Annotated in this window: 26 protein-coding genes; 13 read left to right on the plus strand and 13 right to left on the minus strand. The window is 62.6% G+C overall.

Translation table 11 applies throughout. The features are described 5' to 3' along the window. Positions 1–12: 12 nt before the first annotated feature. The 9 genes from uvrC to JV18_RS0102755 form a co-directional block, all read right to left on the minus strand. Positions 13–1,947, minus strand: a complete 1,935-nt coding sequence (gene uvrC / locus JV18_RS0102715) for an excinuclease ABC subunit UvrC (protein ID WP_033074863.1) — start codon at positions 1,945–1,947, stop codon at positions 13–15. A 216-nt stretch (positions 1,948–2,163) separates the two neighbouring features. Then, positions 2,164–2,694 (minus strand): F0F1 ATP synthase subunit B family protein, encoded by a 531-nt coding sequence (locus JV18_RS0102720; protein ID WP_033073316.1) that lies wholly within the window; start codon positions 2,692–2,694, stop codon positions 2,164–2,166. Next, the gene (locus JV18_RS0102725; RefSeq protein ID WP_033073317.1) at positions 2,687–3,187 is read right to left on the minus strand and encodes a F0F1 ATP synthase subunit B family protein; all 501 of its coding nucleotides are present in this window, start codon (positions 3,185–3,187) and stop codon (positions 2,687–2,689) included. Before JV18_RS0102725 ends, JV18_RS0102720 begins: the two co-directional genes overlap by 8 nt. A gap of 75 nt (positions 3,188–3,262) precedes the next feature. Beyond that, positions 3,263–3,490 carry a F0F1 ATP synthase subunit C gene (locus JV18_RS0102730; protein ID WP_003044110.1) on the minus strand — a complete coding sequence of 76 codons (228 nt, stop codon included), beginning with the start codon at positions 3,488–3,490 and terminating at the stop codon, positions 3,263–3,265. A gap of 38 nt (positions 3,491–3,528) precedes the next feature. After that, complete coding sequence (locus tag JV18_RS0102735) at positions 3,529–4,314, minus strand: F0F1 ATP synthase subunit A (protein ID WP_033074864.1); 786 nt, start codon at positions 4,312–4,314, stop codon at positions 3,529–3,531. A 70-nt stretch (positions 4,315–4,384) separates the two neighbouring features. Continuing rightward, entirely contained in the window at positions 4,385–4,705 is a 321-nt protein-coding gene (locus JV18_RS0102740; protein ID WP_033073318.1) for an AtpZ/AtpI family protein, read from the minus strand. Between the two features lie 241 nt (positions 4,706–4,946). Next, on the minus strand, positions 4,947–5,342 hold the full coding sequence (locus JV18_RS0102745) for a YdbL family protein (protein ID WP_081944803.1): 396 nt from the start codon (positions 5,340–5,342) through the stop codon (positions 4,947–4,949). Positions 5,343–5,354: 12 nt separating this feature from the next. After that, positions 5,355–5,519 carry a YnbE family lipoprotein gene (locus JV18_RS0102750; RefSeq protein WP_235302819.1) on the minus strand — a complete coding sequence of 55 codons (165 nt, stop codon included), beginning with the start codon at positions 5,517–5,519 and terminating at the stop codon, positions 5,355–5,357. A 44-nt stretch (positions 5,520–5,563) separates the two neighbouring features. Beyond that, complete coding sequence (locus JV18_RS0102755) at positions 5,564–8,641, minus strand: intermembrane phospholipid transport protein YdbH family protein (protein WP_235302821.1); 3,078 nt, start codon at positions 8,639–8,641, stop codon at positions 5,564–5,566. Between the two features lie 289 nt (positions 8,642–8,930). On the opposite strand from JV18_RS0102755, the gene radC reads away from it, so the two are divergent. Both radC and rnk read left to right on the plus strand, forming a co-directional pair. Further along, positions 8,931–9,623 (plus strand): RadC family protein, encoded by a 693-nt coding sequence (gene radC, locus JV18_RS0102760; protein ID WP_033074868.1) that lies wholly within the window; start codon positions 8,931–8,933, stop codon positions 9,621–9,623. A gap of 286 nt (positions 9,624–9,909) precedes the next feature. Next, complete coding sequence (rnk, locus tag JV18_RS0102765; protein WP_033073319.1) at positions 9,910–10,326, plus strand: nucleoside diphosphate kinase regulator; 417 nt, start codon at positions 9,910–9,912, stop codon at positions 10,324–10,326. A gap of 61 nt (positions 10,327–10,387) precedes the next feature. Here rnk and JV18_RS0102770 read toward each other — a convergent pair whose 3' ends face one another. Then, complete coding sequence (locus JV18_RS0102770; RefSeq protein ID WP_081944805.1) at positions 10,388–10,786, minus strand: EF-hand domain-containing protein; 399 nt, start codon at positions 10,784–10,786, stop codon at positions 10,388–10,390. Positions 10,787–10,976: 190 nt separating this feature from the next. Between JV18_RS0102770 and purB the strand changes: the two genes are divergently transcribed. From purB to JV18_RS0102810, 8 genes are all read left to right on the plus strand, one after another. Next, entirely contained in the window at positions 10,977–12,293 is a 1,317-nt protein-coding gene (gene purB, locus JV18_RS0102775) for an adenylosuccinate lyase (protein WP_033073321.1), read from the plus strand. A 77-nt stretch (positions 12,294–12,370) separates the two neighbouring features. After that, entirely contained in the window at positions 12,371–12,751 is a 381-nt protein-coding gene (locus tag JV18_RS0102780; RefSeq protein WP_033073322.1) for a lipopolysaccharide assembly protein LapA domain-containing protein, read from the plus strand. A 10-nt stretch (positions 12,752–12,761) separates the two neighbouring features. After that, on the plus strand, positions 12,762–13,436 hold the full coding sequence (gene pyrF, locus JV18_RS0102785) for an orotidine-5'-phosphate decarboxylase (RefSeq protein ID WP_033073323.1): 675 nt from the start codon (positions 12,762–12,764) through the stop codon (positions 13,434–13,436). Positions 13,437–13,530: 94 nt separating this feature from the next. Continuing rightward, positions 13,531–14,160: a phosphoribosylanthranilate isomerase gene (locus tag JV18_RS0102790; protein ID WP_033073324.1), complete on the plus strand. Its 630-nt coding sequence runs from the start codon at positions 13,531–13,533 to the stop codon at positions 14,158–14,160. After that, positions 14,157–15,389, plus strand: a complete 1,233-nt coding sequence (gene trpB / locus JV18_RS0102795) for a tryptophan synthase subunit beta (RefSeq protein ID WP_033073325.1) — start codon at positions 14,157–14,159, stop codon at positions 15,387–15,389. Before JV18_RS0102790 ends, trpB begins: the two co-directional genes overlap by 4 nt. Before the next feature lie 163 nt (positions 15,390–15,552). Next, a complete protein-coding gene (trpA, locus tag JV18_RS0102800) occupies positions 15,553–16,341 on the plus strand; it encodes a tryptophan synthase subunit alpha (RefSeq protein ID WP_033073326.1) in 789 nt (262 codons plus the stop codon). Then, positions 16,338–17,189: an acetyl-CoA carboxylase, carboxyltransferase subunit beta gene (accD, locus tag JV18_RS0102805; RefSeq protein WP_033073327.1), complete on the plus strand. Its 852-nt coding sequence runs from the start codon at positions 16,338–16,340 to the stop codon at positions 17,187–17,189. The genes trpA and accD overlap by 4 nt, the downstream gene beginning before the upstream one ends. 137 nt (positions 17,190–17,326) lie before the next feature. Continuing rightward, the gene (locus JV18_RS0102810) at positions 17,327–18,640 is read left to right on the plus strand and encodes a bifunctional folylpolyglutamate synthase/dihydrofolate synthase (protein ID WP_033074869.1); all 1,314 of its coding nucleotides are present in this window, start codon (positions 17,327–17,329) and stop codon (positions 18,638–18,640) included. 27 nt (positions 18,641–18,667) lie between these two features. Here JV18_RS0102810 and JV18_RS0102815 read toward each other — a convergent pair whose 3' ends face one another. Together JV18_RS0102815 and JV18_RS0102820 are read right to left on the minus strand one after the other, a co-directional pair. Next, positions 18,668–20,089, minus strand: a complete 1,422-nt coding sequence (locus JV18_RS0102815) for an AmpG family muropeptide MFS transporter (protein WP_052072029.1) — start codon at positions 20,087–20,089, stop codon at positions 18,668–18,670. Positions 20,090–20,178: 89 nt separating this feature from the next. Further along, the gene (locus tag JV18_RS0102820) at positions 20,179–20,616 is read right to left on the minus strand and encodes a response regulator (RefSeq protein WP_033073328.1); all 438 of its coding nucleotides are present in this window, start codon (positions 20,614–20,616) and stop codon (positions 20,179–20,181) included. A 156-nt stretch (positions 20,617–20,772) separates the two neighbouring features. On the opposite strand from JV18_RS0102820, the gene JV18_RS0102825 reads away from it, so the two are divergent. Both JV18_RS0102825 and rsmD read left to right on the plus strand, forming a co-directional pair. Beyond that, positions 20,773–21,630 carry a pseudouridine synthase gene (locus tag JV18_RS0102825; RefSeq protein ID WP_033073329.1) on the plus strand — a complete coding sequence of 286 codons (858 nt, stop codon included), beginning with the start codon at positions 20,773–20,775 and terminating at the stop codon, positions 21,628–21,630. Then, positions 21,627–22,175, plus strand: a complete 549-nt coding sequence (rsmD, locus tag JV18_RS0102830) for a 16S rRNA (guanine(966)-N(2))-methyltransferase RsmD (protein WP_033073330.1) — start codon at positions 21,627–21,629, stop codon at positions 22,173–22,175. Before JV18_RS0102825 ends, rsmD begins: the two co-directional genes overlap by 4 nt. A 10-nt stretch (positions 22,176–22,185) precedes the next feature. Here the strand turns inward: rsmD and JV18_RS0102835 are convergent, their stop codons facing one another. Then, entirely contained in the window at positions 22,186–23,460 is a 1,275-nt protein-coding gene (locus JV18_RS0102835; protein WP_033073331.1) for an MFS transporter, read from the minus strand. A 121-nt stretch (positions 23,461–23,581) separates the two neighbouring features. Between JV18_RS0102835 and JV18_RS0102840 the strand changes: the two genes are divergently transcribed. Next, the gene (locus tag JV18_RS0102840) at positions 23,582–24,451 is read left to right on the plus strand and encodes a Rossmann-like and DUF2520 domain-containing protein (RefSeq protein WP_033073332.1); all 870 of its coding nucleotides are present in this window, start codon (positions 23,582–23,584) and stop codon (positions 24,449–24,451) included. The last annotated feature ends 46 nt before the right edge of the window (positions 24,452–24,497 follow it).

Here is a 24,497-nt window from a genome sequence, read left to right on the forward strand (position 1 = left end):
CACCTTCTCCCCCTATCCACCGGGATTATAGAAATCATAGACGGCCTGCGCGACGGCCGCGCTGACTCCCGGCGCTCTTTGCAAATCCTCAAGGCTCGCCGAGCGCACCGCGCGCGCGGTGCCGAAATGCATGAGCAGCGCCTTTTTGCGTGCTGGGCCGATGCCAGGAACCTCGTCGAGCGGCGAGCTTCCCATCGCCTTGGCGCGTTTCTGGCGATGCGCGCCAATCGCAAAGCGGTGCGCTTCGTCGCGCAGCCGCTGAATATAGAAGAGCACTGCATTATTGGTTGGCAGCGTAAATTCACGGCCATCGGGCAGATAGAAGGTTTCGCGGCCCGCATTGCGGTCTGGCCCCTTGGCGACCCCGACAAAAGGCAGATCGTCGATACCGAGTTCGCCAAACACATCGGCCACCGCCGACACCTGCCCCTTGCCGCCGTCGATCAGGACTAAATCGGGCCACTCGCCCTTGCTGCGATCGGGGTCCTCCTCCAGCGCGCGGGCGAAGCGGCGGTGGAACACCTCGCGCATCATCGCGAAATCGTCGCCGGGCCGGGTTTCGGCGCGCTTGATATTGAATTTGCGATAGGCGCCCTTGATCCAGCCTTCAGGCCCCGCGACGACCATGGCGCCGAGGGCATTGGTGCCCTGAATGTGGCTGTTGTCGTAGATTTCGATGCGCTGTGGCGGAGCGTCGAGATCGAAGAGATCGGCAAGCTCGCGCCCCAGCTTCGCCTGGCTGCTGCTTTCGGCGAGGCGGCGGTCGAGTTCTTCGCCCGCATTGCGCACCGCCTGTTCGAGCAGCCGTTTGCGACTGCCGCGCTGCGGAACGCTGATTTCGACCTTGCGCCCGGCGGTTTCGCCAAGGGCTTCGGCGAGGAGCGCGCAATCCTCGGGCGCGCGGTCAACGAGGATCAGTTTGGGCGGTGGCACCCCTTCGTAAAATTGCATGAGGAAACTGGCCATCACTTCGGCCTCCGGCACCCCCGCGACATGGGCGGGGAAGAAGCTGCGATGGCCCCAATTCTGGCCACCACGCAGGAAAAAGCCGGCGATGCAGAGCTGCCCGCCCTTGGCGGCGAGCGCGAAGACATCGGCGTCGCCCAGCCCTTCGGCATGGACCGACTGGCTGCCCTGAATGAAGGTCAGCGCCTTCAGCCGGTCGCGAAGTACGGCGGCGAGTTCGAAATCCATCGCGTCGGACGCGCGGGTCATGGCGTCGCCAAGGCGCTTTTGCACTGCGGTCGAGCGGCCTTCGAGAAAATCCTGCGCGTCGCTCACCAGCTCGGCATAGTCATCCTTCGACACGCGATCGACGCACGGCGCCGAACAGCGGCGGATCTGGTAGAGCAGGCACGGGCGCGAGCGATTGGTGAAGAAACTGTCGGTGCAGCTTCGCAGCAGAAAGGTTTTTTGCAGCGCGTTGAGCGTGCGGTTTACCGATCCGGCGCTGGCGAAGGGACCGTAATAGCGGCCCTTCGCGCGCCGGGCGCCGCGATGTTTCTGCACGCGCGGAAAATCATGATCCATTCGCAGCAGAATGAAAGGGAAGCTTTTGTCGTCGCGCAGCAGCACATTATAGGGTGGGCGGTAGCGTTTGATGAGCTGCGCTTCGAGCAGCAGCGCCTCCGCCTCACTGTTAGTGGTGACGATCTCCATCGCGCGCGTTTGCGCGACCATGCGCTGGAGCCGCTGCGGCAGACGCGCGACCTGGGTATAATTGGTAACGCGGTTTTTCAGTGCACGCGCCTTGCCGACATACAGCACATCGCCGCGCGCATCGAGCATGCGATAGACGCCGGGGCGGCCCGGAAGCTTCCGCACCACCGTGCGGATAATGTCGGCGCCGCGCGCCAGATCGGGCTTGTCCTCCGCCTCCCCGCTGCCGCGCACGACATAGGTGGCTTTTTCCTCGTTGAACCGGTCGGGGGAATTGGGGCGAGCCATGGACGTCATGTAGGCGAAGCGGCGAGGCATCGCCATAGGGGGCGGAATATGCTGGGTCTGAAAATCAGCTGTTTCCCTTTTCCCTCGAAGGAAATGGTGGTTTCCAAGAACAGGCGGGTCCCGGGTCAAGCCCGGGATGACGACCGGGTCGAGAGTTTCAAAGCAAAACGCCCGCGGAAAACCGCGGGCGTCCTGTTTCGTTCAAGGCGAAAGCGCTTAGCCTTTGGCGACCGATGCAATCGCCTGATCGATCAGGGCCTTGTCGGCAGCCGCATCATGCCGTGCGGCAATGAGCGTTGCTGCCGCGTCGGTCGCCGCCTTCGCAGCGGCGCTACGCACCTCTGCAAGCGCGGTGGCCTCGGCAGCAGCAATGCGATCTTCGGCCATCTGCTTGCGGCGGGCGATCAGCGCGGTGGTATCGGCCTTGGCCTTGGCAACCAGTTCCTCGGCCTCGGCAGCAGCGCGGGCGCGCATCTCGTCGGCCTCCTTGGCAGCGTCGGCCAGCTTGGCTTCATATTCGGCCTTCAGCGATTCAGCGTCGAGACGCAGCTGTTCGGCTTCGTTGAGCTGCTTCGTAATCTCGGCAATTTTATTGTCGAGCATCCCGGCAATCATCGCGGGCACTTTCTTCCACACCAATATGGCGAGGAAGGCGAGCATCGCGATCGATACCCACACGGTGGCATCGAGACCAAAGGCCGTGGGCTCATTCGCCCCTTCGGCGAAAATTAGCGTCAGATTAGCCATGGAGCACCGCCTTCACCGCATTTTTGGCATCCGCTGCGGCGACTTTCACGCCCGACAGCTTGGCTACCAGTTCGCCAGCCGCCTCGGCCGCAACCGATTCGATCTCCGCCATGGCGGAGGATTTGGCGCTGGCCACTTCGGCTTCAGCCTTGCCCAGCTTTTCAGCCAGTTCGGCATCGACCTTCGCAAGGCGTTTTTCCGCGTCGAGCGCCGCCTTGCTCTTGGCGTCGGCGACCGCGGCCTGCGCCGCGGTGCGGGCCGCTTCGCTTTGCTGGCGGTAATTTTCCTCCAGCGCGTCGGCCGTGGCATGGGCCGCCTTGGCCGCCGCCAGATCGTCGGCGACCTTGCGGTCCCGGGCATCCACCGTCGCTTCGATTTTCGGCAACATGCCGCGGCCGATCACCACATAAATAGCGGCGAAAACGACGAGCAGCCAGAAAAGCTGCGAGGCAAGATACCAATTGTCAGCGGTTAGCTGGGCTATCTGTGGCATGAAAGGCGAGCCTTAAACTTATGAAATCCGCAAGGGAAGCCGACCCTAAAGGGCCGGCCCCAAATTCATCGTCGATCAGACGACGAAGAGCAGGATCATCGCAACGACGAACGCCAGCAGGCCGAGAAGCTCGGCAGCGGCGAAGCCGATGAACAGGCGGCCCTGCTGGCCGTCAGCCGCCGCAGGGTTGCGGAGCGCGCTTTCAAGGAAGCTGCCGAAAACATTGCCCACGCCGATGGCGGCCATGCCGGCACCGATAGCGGCGAGACCAGCACCGATCAGCTTTGCTGCTTCTGCGTCCATTATAATACTCCTTGGGATAAATGTTTGCTTTTAACGTCTTAGTGAAGATTGACCGCGTCGTTGATGTAGAGCGAGGTCAACAGGGCGAAAACATAGGCCTGAATACCGGCCACGAGCAGCTCAAGCGCGCTGATGCCGATCATCAGAATGAAGCTGAGCACCGATACGATCGAGCCGAGCCACAGCGTTTCGGCATTGAAGCCGTTGATCACGAAACCCGACAGAACCTTCAGCAGCACGTGACCAGCGGTCATCGCGACGAACAGACGCAGGCCAAGGCTGAACGGGCGGACCATGAAGGACACGAATTCGATCGGCGCGATGATCGGGATCATCGGCAGCGGTGTGCCTTGCGGAACGAAAAGCGAGAAAAAGTGCAGCCCGTGGCGCCAGAAACCCACGACCAGGACGATCGCAAAGCTGATCAGGGCGAGCACACCAGTGATCGCAATATGGCTGGTCACGGTGAAAGGATGCAGGCCGAGAACACCCAGCGGCAACATGCCAAGCAGGTTGCAGAAGAGGATGAACATGAAGAGCGAAAAGACATAGGGCGTATATTTGCGCCCTTCGCTGCCGATATTCTGCGTCATCATGCTGGAGATAAAGCCGGTGAAACCTTCGACCGCGGCCTGCCAGCGACCGGGCACGAGCTGACGGCGCATCCCGCCCCACATGAACAGGCCCAGGGCAATCGCCGCAACCACCATCCACAGCGCGCTGTTGGTAAACAGAATCTCCTGCCCGCCCAGCTCGAAACCGCCACCCATGGGGGTGACTTCAAACTGGTGCATCGGGTCGATCTTGCCGGATTCCGCCGCCACTATCATTCACTCCACGCGCATTGCGGATCGGCCTTAAGCGCCGCCCCCGCCGAAGAAACCTTACGCCGAACTATTTGCGCGGCGTCGAAGAGAGGCGAATGATGTTCCGGAACGCCACAACGACCCCCACGAACAACATCCCCAAAAACCCCCAGGGCGACGTTCCTGCGAAACGGTCGATCAGCCAGCCAAACAAGGCTCCGCCAATCAAGCCACCCAACAGTTCCGCCAGGACCCGGTTTCCGAGCCTGTAATTGGCATCGGATTCAGGCCCTGCCTTTACCGCATTCCGTTTCACCTCTGCGGCTTCGACCTGGCCCAATCGCTTTTGCAGCGACGCCAGGCGCGAATCCTCCGAAGTTGATTCCGGATCGCGACCATTCCCCGTCATCTTGCGCCATCCTCCTGAAACGGACGGGAATGCCCCGATTCCGCCTGCGAAAAAAGGCCCGAAAATTCGGGGGACCCCTAAGGCGCGGTCCGTTTAGGAATGCCGTCCCATTAAGTCAATGCCCGTGGAACGCCGGGGGGAAATCAACATGCGCTGCCCATAAAAATGCCGCCGCACCTAGCGGGGTGCAGCGGCATGAAAGAAACAGCGATTTGCCAGCCCGGAGTCCCCGGCCATGGCTTCATGGGCAGCGGGGATCGCGGACCGGCGGGCTGGCATCGCGCGTCCGCCAGTTGCCATCGGGATCTCTGTATTTCTCTCCGGGTCGCGTTTTGGCGATGAGGTTGCAGCCCGTCACAAAAGCAAATTGCTCCACGGTGCTGCCCTGGGGCGCGCCCTTGGTATAAGCTGCCTTGCGCTTGATGTTCAAATCCTGGACCAACGCGCGCACTTCGGCGGTCGGGGTGCTCGCGAAGCCCAGATAGCCATCGGACTGTTCGCCGATTTGCCCCGCAGCCCGCGCGGCTTCATAAGCTGGATCGCGCTGCGCCATTGCGGAGGGAACGGTGATGATCGTCGTGGCCAACAAGGCGGCCATCGCCCATCCCATCGGCATCCATTGCTTCCTGTTCGTCATGGTCATACCCCGTCAAAAAATCCCACTATTTTCTTCAATCAACTTTTTGGCGTCACCATCCAGCCTGTGCACGATTTCGTGGCGAATGTTGATGTTAAGGTTAATTTCAATCGGCTTGTCCGGCGTGTCAATCTGAACACAAGCGCCGAGCGACAGTGCCGACAAGAGCGCGGCCAAGGCCGGGCCAGTCCTCTGCCTATATTTCATTTCATGCTTCATCTTCATTGCACAGGTTCGCTTGCTGGGGGCTGAACGGGCGCAGACGCCCCATTTAGCCCAGCCTCCCTTTCCTGCTGGATGCGCAGCAGGGCCGGGAGATTTTGTTCGATCATTATCGACGGGTCGTAGAAGCCCTTGGCCGAGGTCACAAGCTGGCGGAAGGGCGCCTTGATCATTACGTTGAAGGCGAGCGGCAGCCTGGCGATCTGTTTGGTCAGGAAATTGCGGTCCGCCCCCTCCCCCTGCCCCACGCCGCCGAATCGGATATCCGTGATCATTTCGCCATCGAGATCGCCGTTCATCACAATCGACAGATCATCATATTTGAGCGAGCGCAGGGCGCCGAAAGCGAAATTGGCGATGACGCCCAGGTTGCGGTTCGACAGTTCCCCAACATAGGCGATACCGCCGCCGCCAAAGCGCGAATCGATCCGGCCATCGACAATCCGCCCGCCGAGACCGTCAAATTCCACGGGCAAGGTCCCGTCGAATTTCCCTGTGGCGTTGATGTTGTCGAAGCCAAATTGCTGAAGGAATACCGCCGCATCGACGCCCACCAGATCGAAAGACAGGCGGCGGGGCTTGTCGGCATTGAAATCAAGGGTGGCAGGATGCAGCAGCAACTCCCCCCCGGCAAAGGGCCAGCTCCCCCCTTCGACACGAATGCGGTTGTCACCGAGCAGTCGATATTCGATGATCCCTTCGCGGACGGGGATTCCCGGATTGACATCGTTCAATGAAGCCCGCTGCCCCGGAGCGGAGCGCAGGCCAAGCAGATCCTCAAAATGAAGCGTTGTCGTCAGGCCCGTCACGGGACCAAAAGCCGCCGCCAAATTCATATTGGCAGTTGCGAAGGTCCCCTCGCTGGTAACGCCCGCGTCGCCCCACAGAATTTTGCCGTCCCCGACCACCGAACCATCGACATTGGCGACTACGCCGAGCGCGAGACTGGTGAGCTGGTCGGGTTGAAATCCTTCGTCAAAGCGGATTTCCTTGACCTTGAGGTCCGCGCTCCCCGCCCCGGACGCCAGGTTGTGATGGATGACGGTATCAACGATGCGCCGTCCGCTGCCCTGCTCGTCAAAAGCCGCCTCTGCGGTGATGGTGCCATTGGCGAATCGCAATTGAGCCGCCTTGGCCACCAGCGGGAAGAAGCGCCGGTCGGGTTCCGCATCGGTTAGTCGCAAGGCACCATTCAGGGTAAGCGCCCCCGCGCTCCAGTTCCATTCAGCATCAATCTCGCTCATATCGAGAGGAACGGCGCCGATTTTGCCGTGCCCGCCGCGTAAGTGGCCGGACATTCCCCTTGCGCCTGCGCCTCCGTCGATCTGCGCGGCCGCAAAATACGTCTGGGCTTCATCGGTTCCCATGCGGATGTCGGGGTCGGCAAGCGTCCAGCGCATAGCGGCGAGATCGACGCTGGCGCGGCCGGCCGTAATATGGAGCGGCGAGGCGCCGCTGGTTCCGTGCAGCGCGAGCGCGGGAATGTGGATGCGCCCTTCCAACCCGCGCGGACCCGTGCGAAGCAAAGCTGCGCCAACCGCGCTGCAAAGCGCGAGTGCCGGTCGCGCAAGGGTGAAACCCGACGCTTTTATCTGTTCGGCGCGGATATTGTGGCACCCGCCATCGAGCGCCAGTTCCCCGGTGAGCGCAACCTTGCCCGAAAGCGGCATTGCCAAATCCTCCACCCGGCCGTCGGCGAGCGGCCCGGAAAGGCGCAGGCGGGTGGCAAAGCGCATGTGGCCACTGCCGTCCCCCGAAAAATCGACAGGGGCGAGCGCCAGTTGCGCACCGGGCGCGCTATAGGGCGCAAAAATGGCGCGGCCATCGAGCCGGCCATCGGCGCGCCGATCGAGCGCGACGGTGCCAGACGGAAGCTCCCCGCCGCCAAAGCGCCATAGGCCCGAGGCGACGACCGCCGGGCGGGACGCACCGAGAAAATAGCGAATATTGCTCTTATCGCTTCCGCGAAAATAGGCTCCACTGGTGCTGGTCAACTGCGGCGCGCGCAGTTCGAGGCGCGTCGTCGGCCCCTCCCCCGCCAAGGCGAATTCAGCGCTGCCACTTGCGTCGGATATCATCCTTGCCAAAGCCTGGGATGCGCGCGAAGCCAAGGGAGCCAGAGGCGTTCCCGACGCGGCCTTGGCGCCGTCGATGACCGCGGCGCGCCACCCCTCGCTTGCGCGCGCCTTGGCGAAGGAAAGGCGCCCGGTGAGCTGAGGGAGCTTGCTCCCCACGGCGCCTTTGGCGACCATAGCCACCGTTTCGGCGGTGAAGTCCGCGCCGCGAAGTCGGGCCATATGGGCGTCGATGCTGACATCGCTTTTCTCCGCACTGCCTTCAAAGCTAGCGAAGAAACCCAAATTTTCAGCTGTCATATCTCCGGCGGCCAGCCGCTCAACCCGCGCGCTTGCTTTGCCGTCCCAGCGGGTCAAATCCTCGGACAAGCCAAGGTCGAGCGCCAGTTGCGGCGCAACGGCCCGTATATTCCCCCCGCAGTCGACATGAGTGCCGCGCAGCGGTCCCACGAGATGCGGCCGCACATTGCGCACCGTCAGCGCCCCATAAAAGCTGAGATTCTGGGCTTGGCAATTGCCGGCGGCCATATGGGGTGCGAGCAGGGCCAGCTTGCCGGTAAAATCCCGGCGAAGATTGCCGTGTCCGTTCAAGACGGCTGCAACGGGGCCCCACGGCGTGGTGAAGCGCGCGCGGGCATCTTTGAGCGTAACGCGCAGATCGGGGAGCGAAAATGGATCGCGGTTCTCAGGGTCGCGAAACTTGTCGAGCGCGCCCAGCGAAAGCTGGCCATCGACAAATTTTCCGTAGAGCCGCACCCCATCGGCGCTAAGAGCGGCGACATAGGGGCCGCTGAAGCTATAATCGAGAGTCACTTCGACCGTTTTCGCGACGAGATCGGGTCGTCTGGGGTCCCCGATCACTACATCGGACAAGCGCTGGGTGCGAAGGCCGATCTTCTGGATCGTGTAGCGGGCGGGAACCCCGCGCGCTTTCAGCGCCTCCTCGACAAAATGCCCGGCAATGGGCGCGCGTCCGGCCCATAGGCCAGCGCCAATCGCCAAGATACCGGCGCCTGCGATCCAACGCCGACGAATACGCCGACCGCCCCGGCGGATGGGAGGGGGTGCATCAGGCTCCGGGGGGAGATCAGTCATGGGGGGCGCCAGGAACATGCCGGGCGCCGGGAGTCAGCGGCGCGCCTGCCTCCCTCCTCCTCATTGTCGGCAACAGATAGCAACGCGCCTTTGGGGGCAAGGCAATGGGGGTCGGCATAGCCAGTGACCTCTATGATTGTTGAGTGCCACCGGCAAGGCGGTTATTGGCGGTGGCATGGCCGATATGCCCGCCGATATGCCCGCACGAGGGCCCGCCCCTGGCGCCGATCATGCGGGCCACCGCGCCCGGCTTCGCGCCCGCCTTTTGGCCGAGCCGCAAAGTCTGGCCGATTATGAGCTAGTCGAATATCTCCTTACCCTTGCCATTCCGCGCCGGGACACCAAGCCGCTTGCCAAGGCTTTGCTGCGCGAGTTCGGCTCGCTTGCGCAGCTGATCAGCGCCGATCCGGAATCGCTGCGCCGGGTCGAGGGGCTGGGTGACGGCGCCATTGCCGCGCTCAAGATCGTTCAGGCGTCCAGCCTGTTCATGCTGAAAGGCGAGTTTCGCGACAAACCGATTCTGTCGAGCTGGGACGCGCTGCTTGATTGGCTGCGTGCCGATATGGGGCCCATCGATATCGAACGGGTGCGTGTTCTCTATCTCAATACGCGCAACATGCTGATTCGCGACGAACTGGTCAGCGAGGGGTCGATCGACCAATCGGCCATCTATACGCGCGAAGTGATCAAACGTGCGCTGGAGCTGGGAGCATCGGCCATGATTCTGGTGCATAATCACCCCAGCGGCAGCCCCGAGCCCAGCCGGCAGGATATTGCCATAACCCGTGATATCGCCGACGCCGCCGCGAAACTGGGGATCGCCGTCCATGATCATATCATCATCGGGGGAAGCGATTATCGTAGCATGCGGGCCATGGGCCTCTTGTGAATCCGCGAAAGCGGAAGGCAGGGAGCGCTTGTACGTGTGGACGCAATCCCCATATTCCCTGCTCCTCTTGTTCATTTGACAGGGCGTCACGGCAGGGACATCATAGGCCAATGAAGACTCGGCGCAGCCTTTACCGTTTTTGCCTCTCCGGGGGGCAACTCCTCGTGGGCCTTTAGCCCCGGGTTCGGCGCTCCCACGCTCGAAGCCGGGGGTGCCCTTTTAAATTTATATGATTTGCCGAGACGCCCCGCGCGCGTCGGGCTCTTATTCTTTGGAAAGCAGTAATATGACCACGCGCTTGGCGGCCCGGCGGCCGCGTATCCACATGATTGACACCGAAGCTGATGCGCTGACCAGCCTGGCGCTTGGCCATGAAGACCGGCTGCCGCAGGTGAGCGAGCTTTTGCTCGGCGAAATCGACCGTGCCATCATTCATACCGTCGATAAATTTCCCGACGATGTGGTGGCCATGGGCTCCACCGTCACCTTTATCGACGAAGCCAGTGGCGCGACGCGGACCGTGCAACTCGTCTATCCGCGTGAAGCCGATATCGCGAATGGCCGCATATCCATTCTGACGCCCATCGGCGCCGGATTGATCGGACTTCGTAAGGGGCATTCCATTCCCTGGCCCGACCGCGACGGACATAAGCGCAACCTCACCATCGTCGAGGTGGCACAGGCGGCGCGCGCGGAGAGTTGAATTGCCAATATGGAGCAGCCGCCGGAAATCCGGCGGCTGCTGGAGCGTCACGAGGCGATGCTTACGCGCCGCGTGACAGGAAAGCGGTCAGTTCATCCTTGCTGACGCTTGCGGACTGGTCTGCATCGGCGGCAGCAAAGGCCTGGCTTGCCCAATCACGCACGGCCTGCGATTCCGGATCCATGTTCGGATCGCTCGCCACGCGCAGCTTCTTCATCCATGCAGCAAATTCGCTGTCGCTCAACTGGCCGTCAGCGTCGCTGTCATAGGTCGCAAACTCGCTTTCCACGACGGCTGCGATCTGGTCGGAAGTCGGGGCCTGCGGCGAAGTCGCTTCAGGCACTGTTTCCGGCACTTCCGTGGCCGGAGCCTCTGTGGCGGGGGGGACTTCGCTCAAGTCCTGCGCAACGGCAGGAACACTGAAGGCAGCGGCGCCGACCAAAAGCCATTGTTTCAACATTTTCATTCTCCTAGCGGCGGCGATTTTCGGAATCGCGGCCTTTTATTGAAGGGGCATGGGATCAATCCGCTTCACCGGCACGAAGTTGCCGCAAACCGCCGATTGGCGAAGCGGCCTGGCGCTGCTAGGGGGCAGCGGAACCCGCATCTGCAGGAAAAGCGCGACAAGTCGCCTGACGAAAGGAATTACTATGGTCCCCCGTTACGCCCGGCCGGAGATGACTGCGATCTGGTCGGCGGAAAACCGCTTCCGCATCTGGTTTGAAATCGAAGCCCATGCCACCGAAGCGCTGGCGGAGCTGGGGACGGTGCCGAAATCGGCGGCGAAGGCACTGTGGGACTGGTGGGCGACCAACCCCACGATCGATGTCGCGGCAATAGATGCGATTGAAGCGGTCACCAAACATGATGTGATCGCCTTTCTGACGTGGGTTGCCGAAAATGTCGGCGAGGAAGCGCGCTTCATGCACCAAGGCATGACGTCGAGCGACGTGCTCGACACCTGTCTTGCGGTGCAGCTCAGCCAGGCGGCGGACATATTGCTCGCCGATCTCGACGTGCTGCTGGCGACGATCGAGCGCCGCGCGCGCGAGCACAAGCTGACCCCGACCATCGGGCGCAGCCATGGGATTCATGCGGAGCCGGTGACCTTTGGCCTGAAACTGGCGCAGGCTTATGCCGAATTTGCCCGGTGCAAGGAGCGGCTTGTGGCCGCGCGCGCCGAAGTCGCCACTTGCGCCATTTCGGGCGCGGTCGGCACCTTTGCCAATATCGACCCGCGCGTCGAAGCCTATGTCGCCGAAAAGCTGGGGCTCTCCATCGAGCCGGTGTCGACACAGGTCATCCCGCGCGACCGCCATGCCATGTTCTTTGCGACGCTGGGCGTTGTCGCCGGGTCGATCGAACGGCTGGCGACCGAAGTGCGCCATTTGCAGCGCACCGAAGTGCTGGAGGCCGAGGAATATTTCTCGCCGGGGCAAAAGGGCAGCTCGGCGATGCCGCACAAGCGCAACCCCGTGTTGACCGAGAACCTCACCGGCCTTGCGCGCATGGTGCGCAGCGCCGTGGTTCCGGCGCTGGAGAATGTCGCGCTGTGGCACGAGCGGGACATCAGCCATTCCTCGGTCGAGCGCTTTATCGGGCCCGATGCAACGATCACGCTGGATTTCGCGCTGGGCCGCCTGACGGGCGTCGTCGACAAGCTGGTCGTCTATCCCGAGCGGATGCAGAAGAATCTCGACCGCATGGGCGGACTGGTCCATTCGCAGCGCGTCCTGCTTGCACTGACGCAGGCGGGAGCGAGCCGCGAGGACAGCTATCGCCTCGTCCAGCGCAATGCGATGAAGGTATGGGACAGCGATGGGCAGCTTTCGCTGCTCGATCTGCTCAAGGCCGATCCCGATGTCACGGCGCGGCTGTCGAACGAACAGCTTACCGAGTTGTTCGATCTCGGCTATCATATGAAACATGTCGATACCATCTTCGCCCGCGTATTCGGCGCGGCGTAGCGACGGGGTGGAAAGCCACAGCAATCTTGCCTAGGGTCACGACCCTAGAAATGGGCGGAACTGGCGGGAGCAAATATATGGGCATGGTAAGAACGATTATCTGGGTCTTGCTGACCGTCATTCTGGTGGTGTTCGCCATGGCGAACTGGACCCCCGTGACGGTGACGGTCTGGCCCGATTACGTGCTCGACACCAAATTGCCGGTCGTCATTCTGGGATCCTTTCTGGTGGGCAGCCTGCCGATGTGGATTGCGCTGCGCACTTCGCGTTGGTCGCTGAAACGGCGGCTGGACCATAGCGAGAAGCAGCTTGCCGATCTGCGCGCCATGGCCAATCGCCCAGTCGAGCCCGCACCGGTGACAGCGGCGCCCGCGCCGGCGACTGTTGCCGATCCGGCCCCGGTCAATGACATTCCCCCTTCCCCGCTCGACAACCCGCCGCCGCTCGGCAACCGATGATGGACCTCGCATGACTTCGCCGCTTTATCTTGCCATCGACACCCCGCACCTTGATGCGGCGCATACGCTGGCGCAGAAGGTTCGCCATCATGTCGGCGGGCTGAAACTGGGGCTCGAATTTTTCTGCGCCAATGGCCATCATGGCGTGCATGAAATGGCGAAGCTGGGCCTACCCATTTTCCTCGACCTGAAATTGCACGATATTCCCAATACGGTGGCCAAAGCCATTCAGGCACTGCGCCCGCTGGAACCAGCGATATTGACCGTCCACGCCGGGGGTGGGCGCGCGATGATGGAGGAAGCGAAAGCTGCCGCCGGGGCGAATACCAAGGTCGTCGGCGTCACCATGCTGACGAGCCTTGATGCCCCTGACCTCGCCGATATCGGTGTCGGGGACAGCCCGCATGAGCAGGTGATGCGGCTCGCCGCGCTCGCCCGCACGTCGGGGCTGGATGGCATCGTCTGTTCAGGCAAGGAAGTGAAAGCTGCCCATGCAGCATGGCCGGACGGCTTTTTCGTTGTGCCCGGCGTGCGTCCGGCGGATGGAAAGGCCGGGGACCAGAAGCGCATTGTCACGCCTGCACAGGCGCGGGATGATGGCGCCTCGGTGATCGTGATCGGCCGCCCGATCAGCCAGTCGGCCGATCCCGACCAGGCCGCGCGGGCAATCGAAGCGACGCTTTAACCCGAACGCTTCGCTTTCCCGTCCCTCATTCCCCGTCAGACGGCGCGGTCTTGGCCCCGTGCAACTTCCAGCCCATTGCAAAAAAGGCTCGTTCATGTCCCCCCTCGTAAAAATCTGCGGTATCACCACCCCCGAGGCCATTGATGCTGCCGTCACCTGCGGCGCGACCCATATCGGCCTTGTCCATTTCGAGCCGAGCAAGCGCCATGTCGACCTAAAAAAAGCCGCGGCACTGCGCGAACATGCGCGCGGACGGATCAAGGTCGCGCTGCTTCTGGTCAATGCGTCGCAGCATCTGACCGGACAAGCGCTCAACCTTGTGCGCCCGGATGTCATCCAGTTTCATGGCGCCGAAACGCCCGAATGGCTGGCCGCGGTGAAGCAACTTGTCCCCGCTGAAGTGTGGAAAGCCGTGGGGTTGAAAGATGCCGGTACGCTGGAACGAATGAAGAAATATCAGGGGATTGCCGACCGCATCCTGTTCGACGCGCCCGCACAGGCGCTGCCGGGCGGCAATGGCACACGCTTTGACTGGTCGCTGCTGGCGGGACACAGCCACGTCATGGATTGGGGCATCGCGGGCGGGCTGACCATTGACAATGTGGGTCAGGCAGTGGCCGAGACCGGGGCGCCGCTCGTCGATGTTTCATCGGGCGTGGAAAGCGCGCCGGGCGTCAAGGATATGGACATGATCGCGGCTTTCCTTAAAGCGGCGGGACGATGACCAAAATACCCAACAGCCTTCGCAGCGGCCCCGATGAGCGGGGCCATTTTGGTGATTTTGGCGGACGTTATGTCGCCGAAACGCTGATGCCGCTGATCCTCGACCTCGAGCGCGAATATCGTACGGCGCGGCAGGATAATGAATTTCGCGCCGAGTTCGAACGCCTGCTCCGCCATTATGTCGGACGGCCCAGCCCGCTGTGGCTCGCCGAGCGGCTGACCGAAGAGGTGCGCGCGAACGCCGAGAAAGGCTTTGGCGCCAAAATCTATCTGAAGCGCGAAGATCTCAATCATACGGGCGCGCACAAGATCAACAATTGCATCGGCCAGATCCTGCTCGCGAAGCGGATGGGCAAGCAGAAGATCATCGCCGAAACCGGCGCGGGCCAGCATGGCGTGGCGACCGCGACGGTGGCCGCGCTGTTCGGCCTGCCCTGCACCATTTTCATGGGCGCGGTCGATGCCGCGCGGCAGCAGCCCAATGTGTTTCGCATGAAACTGCTCGGCGCCGAGGTGGTCGAGGTGGAGTCGGGCGCCAAGACGCTGAAAGATGCGATGAACGAGGCGCTTCGGCACTGGGTCGCCAATGTGCACGACACCTTCTATATCATCGGCACGGTCGCGGGACCGCACCCCTATCCGCAGCTTGTCCGCGATTTTCAGTCGGTGATCGGCGAAGAGGCGCGCGCGCAGATATTGGAGGCCGAGGGGCGCTTGCCCGATATGCTGATCGCACCGGTTGGTGGCGGGTCAAATGCGATCGGGCTGTTCCACCCCTTCCTCGACGACAAAGGTGTCGAACTTGTCGGCGTCGAAGCAGCGGGCGAAGGGCTGGGCAAGAAGCACGCCGCCAGCCTTGCGGGCGGGAAGCCCGGTATCTTGCATGGCAACAAGACCTATCTGCTGCAGGATGAGGACGGCCAGATCACCGAGGCGCACAGCATTTCGGCGGGGCTCGACTATCCCGGCATCGGGCCGGAGCATAGCTGGCTCCATGATATCGGCCGCGCGCGCTATGAACCTGTGACCGATGAAGAGGCGCTTGCCAGCTTCCAGAAGCTGACCCGGCTGGAGGGCATTATTCCCGCGCTGGAAAGCGCCCATGCCATCGCCGCCGCCGAACGCATTGCCCCGACACTGGGCAAGGACAAGATCATCATCGTCAATTGTTCAGGGCGCGGCGACAAGGATATCTTCACCGTTGCCGAAGCGCTGGGAGAGACCCTTTGATGGCCCTTGGAACCAGCATGAACATTGTCGTCATTCCGGACTTGATCCGGAATCCATTTACGCAGCATTGGTTCCCTGGATCCCGGATCAAGTCCGCGATGACGAAGCGGGAGAATAAGGCGAGGCGAGTGAATCAACTGGCATTTGTCACGGAGAAGGCTGCATGATCCGCTTTTCCGCCGCATTTGACCGGGGCCCGGCGCTCATCACCTTCATCACCGGGGGCGACGGCGACACCGGCGCCAATCTCGACGCCCTCGTGGCGGGCGGCGCCGATATCATCGAGATCGGCATGCCCTTTACCGACCCGATGGCGGACGGTCCCGCCATTCAGGCCGCCAATCTCCGCAGCCTCGCCAAAGGGACGCGCACAGCCGATATTTTCGCCATCGTTGCCAGCTTTCGCGAACGACATCCGGAGGTGCCGCTGGTGCTGATGGGCTACGCCAATCCCATGACGGCGCGCGGCGCCGACTGGTTTGCCGCCGAATGCGCCAGGGCGGGTGTGGACGGGGTCATCTGCGTCGATATTCCGGCGGAGGAAGACCCCGAACTGGGCCCCGCGCTGCGCGAGGCCGGCATTGCGCCGATCCGGCTGGCCACGCCGACCACCGATGCCGCGCGGCTGCCCGATGTGCTGAACGGCGCAGGCGGCTTTCTCTATTATATTTCGGTCGCAGGCATCACCGGGCTGCAACAGGCCGCCCAGGCGAGTATCGAGGAAGCGGTTACGCGCCTCAAGGCCGCGACCGATTTGCCCGTCGCCGTTGGCTTTGGCGTTCGCAGCCCCGATCAGGCCGCCGCCATCGCCCGCGTTGCCGATGGGGTGATCGTCGGTTCGGCGCTCGTCGATATCATCGCCGAACATGGCGAAGGCGCCCCGCCCCATCTGGAAAACTTCACCCGCTCGCTCGCCGATGCTATTCACGGCGCAAAGGAGAAAATGGGATGAGCTGGATCGACCGCGTTCGCAACGCTTTGTCCTTCACGGCCAAGCGCGATACTGCCGACAATCTTTGGCACAAATGCCGCAACTGCCAGCAGATGGTCTTCGTCAAGGAATGGGAAGATAATCTGAATGTCTGCCCGCGCTGCGACCATCATGACCGCGTCGGCGCCACGGAACGTTTCGCGCAGCTTTTCGACGGCGGCATCCATGACCTGCTGCCCGCGCCCGCGGCGCCCGAAGATCCGCTGAAGTTTCGCGACACGAAAAAATATGTCGATCGCATCAAGGCTGCGCGCACGCAAACCGGCGATCGCGACGCCTATCAGAACGCCTTTGGCCGGATCGACGGCAAGCCCGCCGTGATCGGCGTGCAGGATTTCGCCTTCATGGGCGGCTCGATGGGCGTCGCCGTTGGCGAAGCCTTTGTCGCCGGGGTGGAGCAGGCGATCAAGCGCGGCTGCCCCTATATCGCCATCACCGCCGCGGGCGGCGCGCGTATGCAGGAAGGCACGCTGTCGCTGATGCAGATGCCGCGCGCGACCGTGGCGCTGGCGCGGCTGCGCCGGGCGGGCTTGCCCTATATCGTGCTGCTGACCGATCCGACGACGGGCGGGGTCACCGCCAGCTATGCCATGCTGGGCGATGTGCAGATTGCCGAGCCCAATGCGCTGATCGGCTTTGCGGGCCAGCGGGTGATCGAGAATACGATTCGCGAAAAGCTGCCCGAAGGGTTTCAGCGCGCCGAATATCTGCTCGACCATGGCATGATCGACATGGTGGTGCATCGCAAGGATCTGCCCGAAACGCTGGGCCGGTTGATCGGCTATATGGCGCCCGAAAAGGCGGCGTAAGGCACAACGCCAATCTCTTATCGTCACCCCGGACTTGATCCGGGGTCCATGCAGACAAGCGCGGCAATGGATGCCGGATCAAGTCCGGCATGACGAAAGCTGAGAGGCTCGACGGCAGCCACTATCAAGGTTCGACGATGCCCGATCACGCCCACTCGTCCGATCCCGCCGTTCAGGCCCAGCTCGACCGCCTCGCGGCGCTGTCGCCCGGGCGCGACATATTGGGGCTGGAGCGAATAGCCGAGCTGTGCGCGCGGCTGGGCAATCCGCAGGAGCATCTGCCGCGCACCTTTCATGTCGCCGGCACCAATGGCAAGGGATCGACCTGCACTTTCCTGCGCGCCATGCTGGAAGCGGAGGGGCGCCGTGTTCATTGCTATACCAGCCCGCATCTGGTGCGGTTTAACGAGCGGATTCGCCTCGCGGGCGCGCTGATCGACGATGCCATGCTTGCTGCCTTGCTAGCCGAAGTGCTCGACATCGCGGCCGATCTGCGGGCGAGTTTCTTTGAAGTCACCACCGCCGCCGCGCTGCTCGCCTTTTCCCGCATCCCCGCCGATGATTGTATCATCGAGGTGGGCCTTGGCGGTCGGCTCGATGCGACAAACATCATCCCCGCGCCTGCCGTCTGCGGCATTGCCTCGCTGGGGATCGACCATGAGGCCTTTTTGCTCTCGCCCGAGGCCGGAACGCCCACCGATCCCGCGCAGCGTATCGCATGGGAAAAGGCAGGGATCGTCAAGCCCGGGGCCGCACTCGCCACGCTGGGCTATGCGGAGCCGGTGATGGAGGTCATTGCCGAGCGGGCAGCACAGGCGGGCGTCACGCCCTTTGCCGAAGGGCGGCATTGGTGGGTTGAACCCGACGACGGCGGCTTTTGCTGGAAATCCGGGTCGCGCAGCCTGCCTTCGCTTCCTCGCCCGGCCATGGCGGGGATGCATCAGATGCGGAACGCCGGGCTCGCCATCGCCATGCTGGACCTGGCCGAGCCGCGTCGGGACAGCGAGGCAGTGGCTTCCGGCATTGCCAATGCCTTCTGGCCCGCTCGCCTGCAAAAGCTGGCCCCCGGTCCCCTCTCGGCCCTGCTGCCCGCGAACACTGACCTATGGCTCGACGGCGCGCATAATGCCGATGCGGGGCGGGAAATCGCCCGATATTTCGCTGACGATGCGCGCCGCATTCACCTCGTCAGCGGAATGCTCGCCAACAAGCATCCCGACGCTATCCTCACGCCGCTGCAATCACGGCTGGCGAGTATTACGGTCGTTCCGGTTCCGGGGCATGACCATCATGGCGCCGCCACCTTTGGCCCGGACGCCCGCGACGCGGGTAGCGTGGAAGAGGCCCTTGCTGCGCTTGCCGTAGATCCGGCGCGGGAAATCGTGCTGATCGCCGGGTCGCTCTATCTCGCCGGCGTTGTGCTGGCGGCCAATGGGGAAGTGCCCGACTGAGCCTTCCCCTTCTATAAGGGGTTTTCCCTAGCCGCTCGTGGGCTTGGCCCTGCCTTCTTCGGGATGAACCAGCTCATGCCCGTCATCCTCGGTGCTCGGTTGCCGCACGCTTTGGACGACGAAGCCTTTGCGCCACAATATCCAGAGCAGCAACATGCCGGGAATGGCGATGATGACGGTGACGATCCAGAAGCCGACCCACCCGAGCCCCTCGGCCAGATAGCCGCCGGGCGTCGCGAGCCAGGTTCGTCCCACCGCCGCGAAAGAAGAAAGCAGCGCGAATTGCGTCGCCGTATAGGCAAGGCTCGACAGGCCCGACAAATAGGTGACGAAAACGGTGAGGCCGATGCCGCTGGTGAAATTTTCCGTTCCCACGGCGATAGCGAGCATCAGCGGCGAGTGGCCGACGGCGGCGAGCACCGCGAACAGGAAATTGCTGAACATCATCAGCAGTCCGGAGATAAGCAAGGCGCGGCCCATTCCCAGCCACGCGATAAAGGGCGCACCGCACGCCGAGCCGACGATCAGCGCAACAAAACCCACCCCCTTGTTGATCGCGACAAATTCGGTGTCAGTGAAACCAAGCTCGACGATCATGGGATTGAGCATCCCCTGCCCCATCGCGTCACCGACCTTGTAGACAAGGACAAAGAGCAGGATCAGGACGGCGCCATTGCGTCCCAGAAATTCGCGGAAAGGATTGATGACCGTATCCTTGAGCCACGCCGCGAAGCCGCTTTCCAGCGCCTTGGCGCGGGTCGGATCGAACCGCCCAGGTCCGGCGAAAAGAGCGCCGATCACGGCAGGGAGCACGGCAAGGCCGGTGAAGCCATAGGCCGCCGCCCAACCCAGGTTGAACCCCTCGGGTGAAGCCAGCGCGATTGTGCCGACCCCGGCAATCAGATTGCCGGTGCGATAGCCGAACTGGTTCATCGCGGTGCCGTGCGGCAATTCGGCGTCGGACAATATTTCGATGCGATAGGCGTCGATCACAATATCCTGCGTCGCCGACAGAAAGGCGACGGCGATGGCCCAGAAGGCAAAGGGCGCCAGATTGTCGTTGGTGGGATTGCTGGTGCCCAGATTCCAGATCGCAATGACCAGCAGCACCTGAATGAAGAAGAGCCAGCTGCGCCGCTGCCCGAAAGCGCGGGTGAGAAAAGGAAGCGGAAGGCGGTCCACCAACGGCGCCCAGAGAAATTTGAGCGTATAGGGCGTGGTCAAGCCGATAGCGAAGCCGATGGTGGATTTTTCGATGCCGACCTTGGACAGCCAGAAGGTCATGGTACCAAGAAGCAAGGTGAGCGGAAAGCCGCTCGATATCCCGAGCAGAAAGGCCACAATGGGGCGAGGCTTGCGATAGGGCGCAAAGCTGGGGATGACGAATGCAAGGCCGATGACCAGCGCGATGACCGCGACCAGAACCAGCGTATCAAGCCCCAATGACATCGGCATTCCCTTCCCATCCTCGATCGCGAAGGAAAAGGCCTAAAGATTTGGTTTGAAATTGGAAGCCGCGAATTTGCAACTGACCCCGGTCAAACCGCCTCCGGTCTCCAATATGTCTGGAGCCCCTGTATTTTTCGGGGCATTTTTTGTTGGCAAATCATCGTTTCGATGGCGCGCAAGGCACTGATCAATGCCGCCGCGCTGTGCGGCTTGTTGAGGCAGGCGAGCGCGATGTCGCTCGCGTCCTCGGGACATTGGCCGGTTACCAGAAGCACGGCGATCCCGCGATCGCGGGCAAGACGGGCGACTTCCCGCCCGGTCATATCTCCGGCCAGCCCGAGATCGAGCACAAGCGCATCAATCGGCTCCCCCGCCATGAGGGCGACCGCCGTTTCCCCCGAATCGACCGTTGAAATAACCTCATAGCCCGCCTGTTTCAGCGTCCGCTCATTATCGAACGCAACCAGCGGGTCATCCTCGATCACCAGAAGACGCTTGATGCAGGAGGGGCGGGACGCGAAGAGCATAAGGTCTCCCTTTGTTCGGCGACATGGCGTGCCGCTTGCCCCCGTGCAAGAGGCCTTTCGCGCACCATCGACGAAGCGACTTATTTCCGGCTATGACCGTTGCGCGAACGCAACAGATTATTCCCGAATAACGACAAGAAAGCCCGAAATGTTCCGATGACGAATCGCCGTCCCCCCTCTTCTCGCCCATCCAGCATCGCAGCGACCGAAGGTCGTGGCAGCCGGCGTCCCCGTCGCCCTCTGCCTGGTGACGGGCCGTCACAGGACAAGGCTGCGCCCCCGATTGAAAATGAGGGGCCGCAGCGCATTCCCAAACTGCTCGCCCGCGCCGGAATAGGCTCGCGCCGCGATGTCGAGCGAATGATCGAGGAAGGACGCATCGCGCTTCATGGCGAGATTGTCCGGCAGCCAGCACCGCTGCTGTCTTCGCTTGACGGCCTGACAGTCGACGGTCAGCCGGTCGCCAAGCCCGTTTCGACACGCCTTTATCGGTTTCACAAACCTGCAGGCTGCCTGACCGCCGCGCGCGACCCCAAGGGGCGAAAGACCATTTATGATGTCCTGCCCAAGGATTTGCCGCGACTGATGCCCGTGGGGCGGCTCGATTATAATACCGAGGGACTGCTGCTGCTGACCAATGATGGCGAATTCAAGCGCCAGCTCGAACTTCCTGCCAGCGGGGTCGAGCGGACCTATCGGGCGCGCGCCTTTGGCGACATAAGCCAGAGCCAGCTTGAGGATCTGGTCGAAGGGGTCGAGATTGACAGGGTTCGCTATGGCAAGATCGACGCCAATCTCGAACGCCGCACGGGGCGCAATCAATGGATTGAATTGACGCTGACCGAAGGCAAGAATCGGGAGGTTCGCCGGGTGCTTGAGCATCTGGGACTGCAGGTCAGTCGCTTGATCCGTACCCGCTATGGCGAGTTTGACCTGCAGGACCTCGATATGGGCGCGGTCGAAATCGTGCCGCGCGATGCCCTCTTCCAGTTTCGGCGGCGGATGGCGAAATGAGGGTCATCGCCGGCGAATGGCGCGGACGAAAGCTGGTGGCGCCGCAGGGCGACACCACCCGCCCTACCGCAGACCGCACCCGCGAAACGCTGTTTTCGATGCTCGCGAGCCGAGTTGGCAGTTTCGAAGGCCTTTATGTCGCCGATCTCTTCGCCGGTTCGGGCGCGCTGGGGATCGAGGCGCTGTCGCGCGGCGCCGCGCATTGCCTGTTCGGCGAACAGGATCGCGAGGCGCTGGACGCCTTGCGCACGAATCTCGCGGCGCTCGGTGCGGGCTCGCGCGCGCAGGTGCGCGCAGGATCGGTGCTGGCGCTTGGACCTGCGCCGCGCCCCTTTGATCTGCTCCTGTTCGATCCGCCCTATGACACGGGAGCGGCCTGTGTGGCGCTCGACAAAATGTCGCGGCTGGGCTGGGTCGGGCCGGAAAGCTGGATATCCATCGAAACCGCACAAAAGGAAAAGGTGGCGGTGAACGGATATGAGATTGAGGTCGAACGCCGGGTCGGGAAAGCGAAGCTGAGCCTGCTTCGGTCTTTCGCGTCTTAGTGCCAAGCCGTCAGACCGCCGCGCCGCGACGTTTGACGATCATCAGGCCGATCCAGCTTAACGCCCCGGCGAGTGCCAGATAAAGGCCGACCACTTCGGTGCCGCCCCAATCGCCCAGCGCTTGCGCGACAATGGGCGCGGCTGCGCCGCCCAATATGCCGCCCCCGTTGAAAGCGACCGATGCCCCCGTATAGCGGACATGAACAGGAAAAAGCTGCGTCAACCAGACACCCAGCGGACCATAAACCAGCCCCATGACAAAAAGCGCGGCGGCCAGGCCCAGTCCGACGACCGCAAGCGATCCCGACGCCAGCGCCGGACCGAAAAACAGACCGATAAAAATAGTCGCCCCACACCCAAGCCCCAGCACGCGCTGCGCGCTCGATGCGTCGCTTGCATAGCCGGCGTAGATGATACCCGCAGCCATGAAGAGAATCGCCCCCAGCTGCACAAGCAGAAAGGCTTCCTTCCCATAGCCGAGCGTCGTCGTACCATGCGCCAGCGCGAAACTGGTCGCGAGGTAGAAAATGGCGAAACAGGCGACGACCGCGAGAATGCCGGCAAGGGTGATGAGCAAATGATGCCGTAGCAATTGCCCCAGCGGCACGCCCGGCGGCGGCCCCGCCTCCATCGCTTCGGCAAAGGCGGGGGTTTCGCCGATCTTCAACCGCACCCACAGGCCGAGACCGACCAACAGGGCGGAAAAGAGGAAGGGAATGCGCCAGCCCCATGCCATGAACTCGGCATCGCTGAGCCACAGGCCAAGGAGCAGGAAAAGGCCATTGGCAGCGATGAAGCCCACAGGAGCGCCCAGCTGCGGGAACATGCCGAAGCGGGCGCGCCAGCCCGGCGGGGCATTTTCGACCGCGAGCAAGGCCGCACCGCCCCATTCGCCGCCAAGGCCGAGCCCCTGCCCAAAGCGCAAAATGCACAGCAACAAGGGCGCCACCCAGCCGACCATGGCATAGGTGGGCAGAAAGGCGATGAGCAAAGTCGAGGCGCCCATCAGCATCAGGGAAGCAACAAGCGTCGATTTGCGCCCGATACGGTCGCCGAAATGGCCGAAGACGACCGCTCCAACAGGCCGCGCAAAGAAAGCCAGCGCAAAGCTCATGAAGCTGAGCATTAATTGCGCGGACGGCGATTCAGCCGGAAAGAAGAGCGGACCAAAGACCAGCGCGGCGGCAGTGCCATAAATATAGAAATCGTAAAATTCGACCGCCGTGCCGACAAGACTCGCCGTAAGAACGCGGCTATTCTGGCGATACGGGGTGAGATTTATCAAGACGCAGGCTCTTTTTCTGTGAGTATCGTGATTCGCTGTTCCCTGTTTGATGCGCTTGCGCAAGCATAGATATGATCACTTCCTTTCTGGTGTCGAACCAGCCGCGGCGTTACGAACAGGCATGAATGATCTTTCCCAGCCTGTCGGCATAGTGGGCGCAGGGCGCGTCGGCCAAGCTCTGGCGCTTGGGCTCGCGGCCCCTGAGGCGCCGCCTCCCCTGTTATGGACGCGCTCCGCCGCAAGCCTGAAGGGTGTCTTGGCGCGCGTTCCGGTCGTACGTCCAGTCGCCTCGCTCGGGGCGCTGGCAGCGGAAACCAAGCTGATCGCGCTTGCCGTATCCGACGATGCATTGGAAGAAGTGGTCAGGGAGTTGGCGTGGGCGATTCCGGAAGGCCATGCGCCTTTCGTCTTTCATGTCAGCGGGCGGAGCGGTGCCGATATTCTCGCGCCCCTTGCAGCGGCAGGCGCGCTGACGGCAGCGGTGCATCCGGTGATGACCTTTACCGGCGAGCCGCAGGCCGAAGTTGCGCGCATGGCACGCGCACGCTTTGCCATTACCGGATCAAGCCCGGCAGCAACGCTGCATGCACGCGACCTTGTCGCGCGGCTGAAAGGCGTGGCCGTTGAAATTGGGGAAAATCAGCGCCCGCTCTATCATGCCGCTCTTTGCCATGCCTCCAATCATCTCGTCACCCTGATGGCAGATGCGTCGGAGGCATTGGTGAATGCCGGAGTCGAGGAGCCGGGACCGCTGCTGGCGCCGCTGGTGCGCGCCGCGCTCGCCAACAGCCTTTCGCGAGGTTTTTCGGCGCTTTCGGGGCCGATCTTGCGCGGCGATGCCGGGACGATTGCCGATCATCTGGCGGCGCTGGAGGCCGAATGCCCCGCGCTCTTGCCGGCCTATCGCGCCATGGCCTGTGCTACACTCGACCGGCTGGAACGCGACGCGGTGCCGGGCGACCGAACAGCTTTGAGGCAGCGGATCGGCTGACGGACCTTGCCGTCGCTGACGCGGGCCGGGTACTGGACAGCGGGGC

This window comes from Sphingopyxis sp. MWB1 (assembly GCF_000763945.1).
Lineage (GTDB): Bacteria > Pseudomonadota > Alphaproteobacteria > Sphingomonadales > Sphingomonadaceae > Sphingopyxis.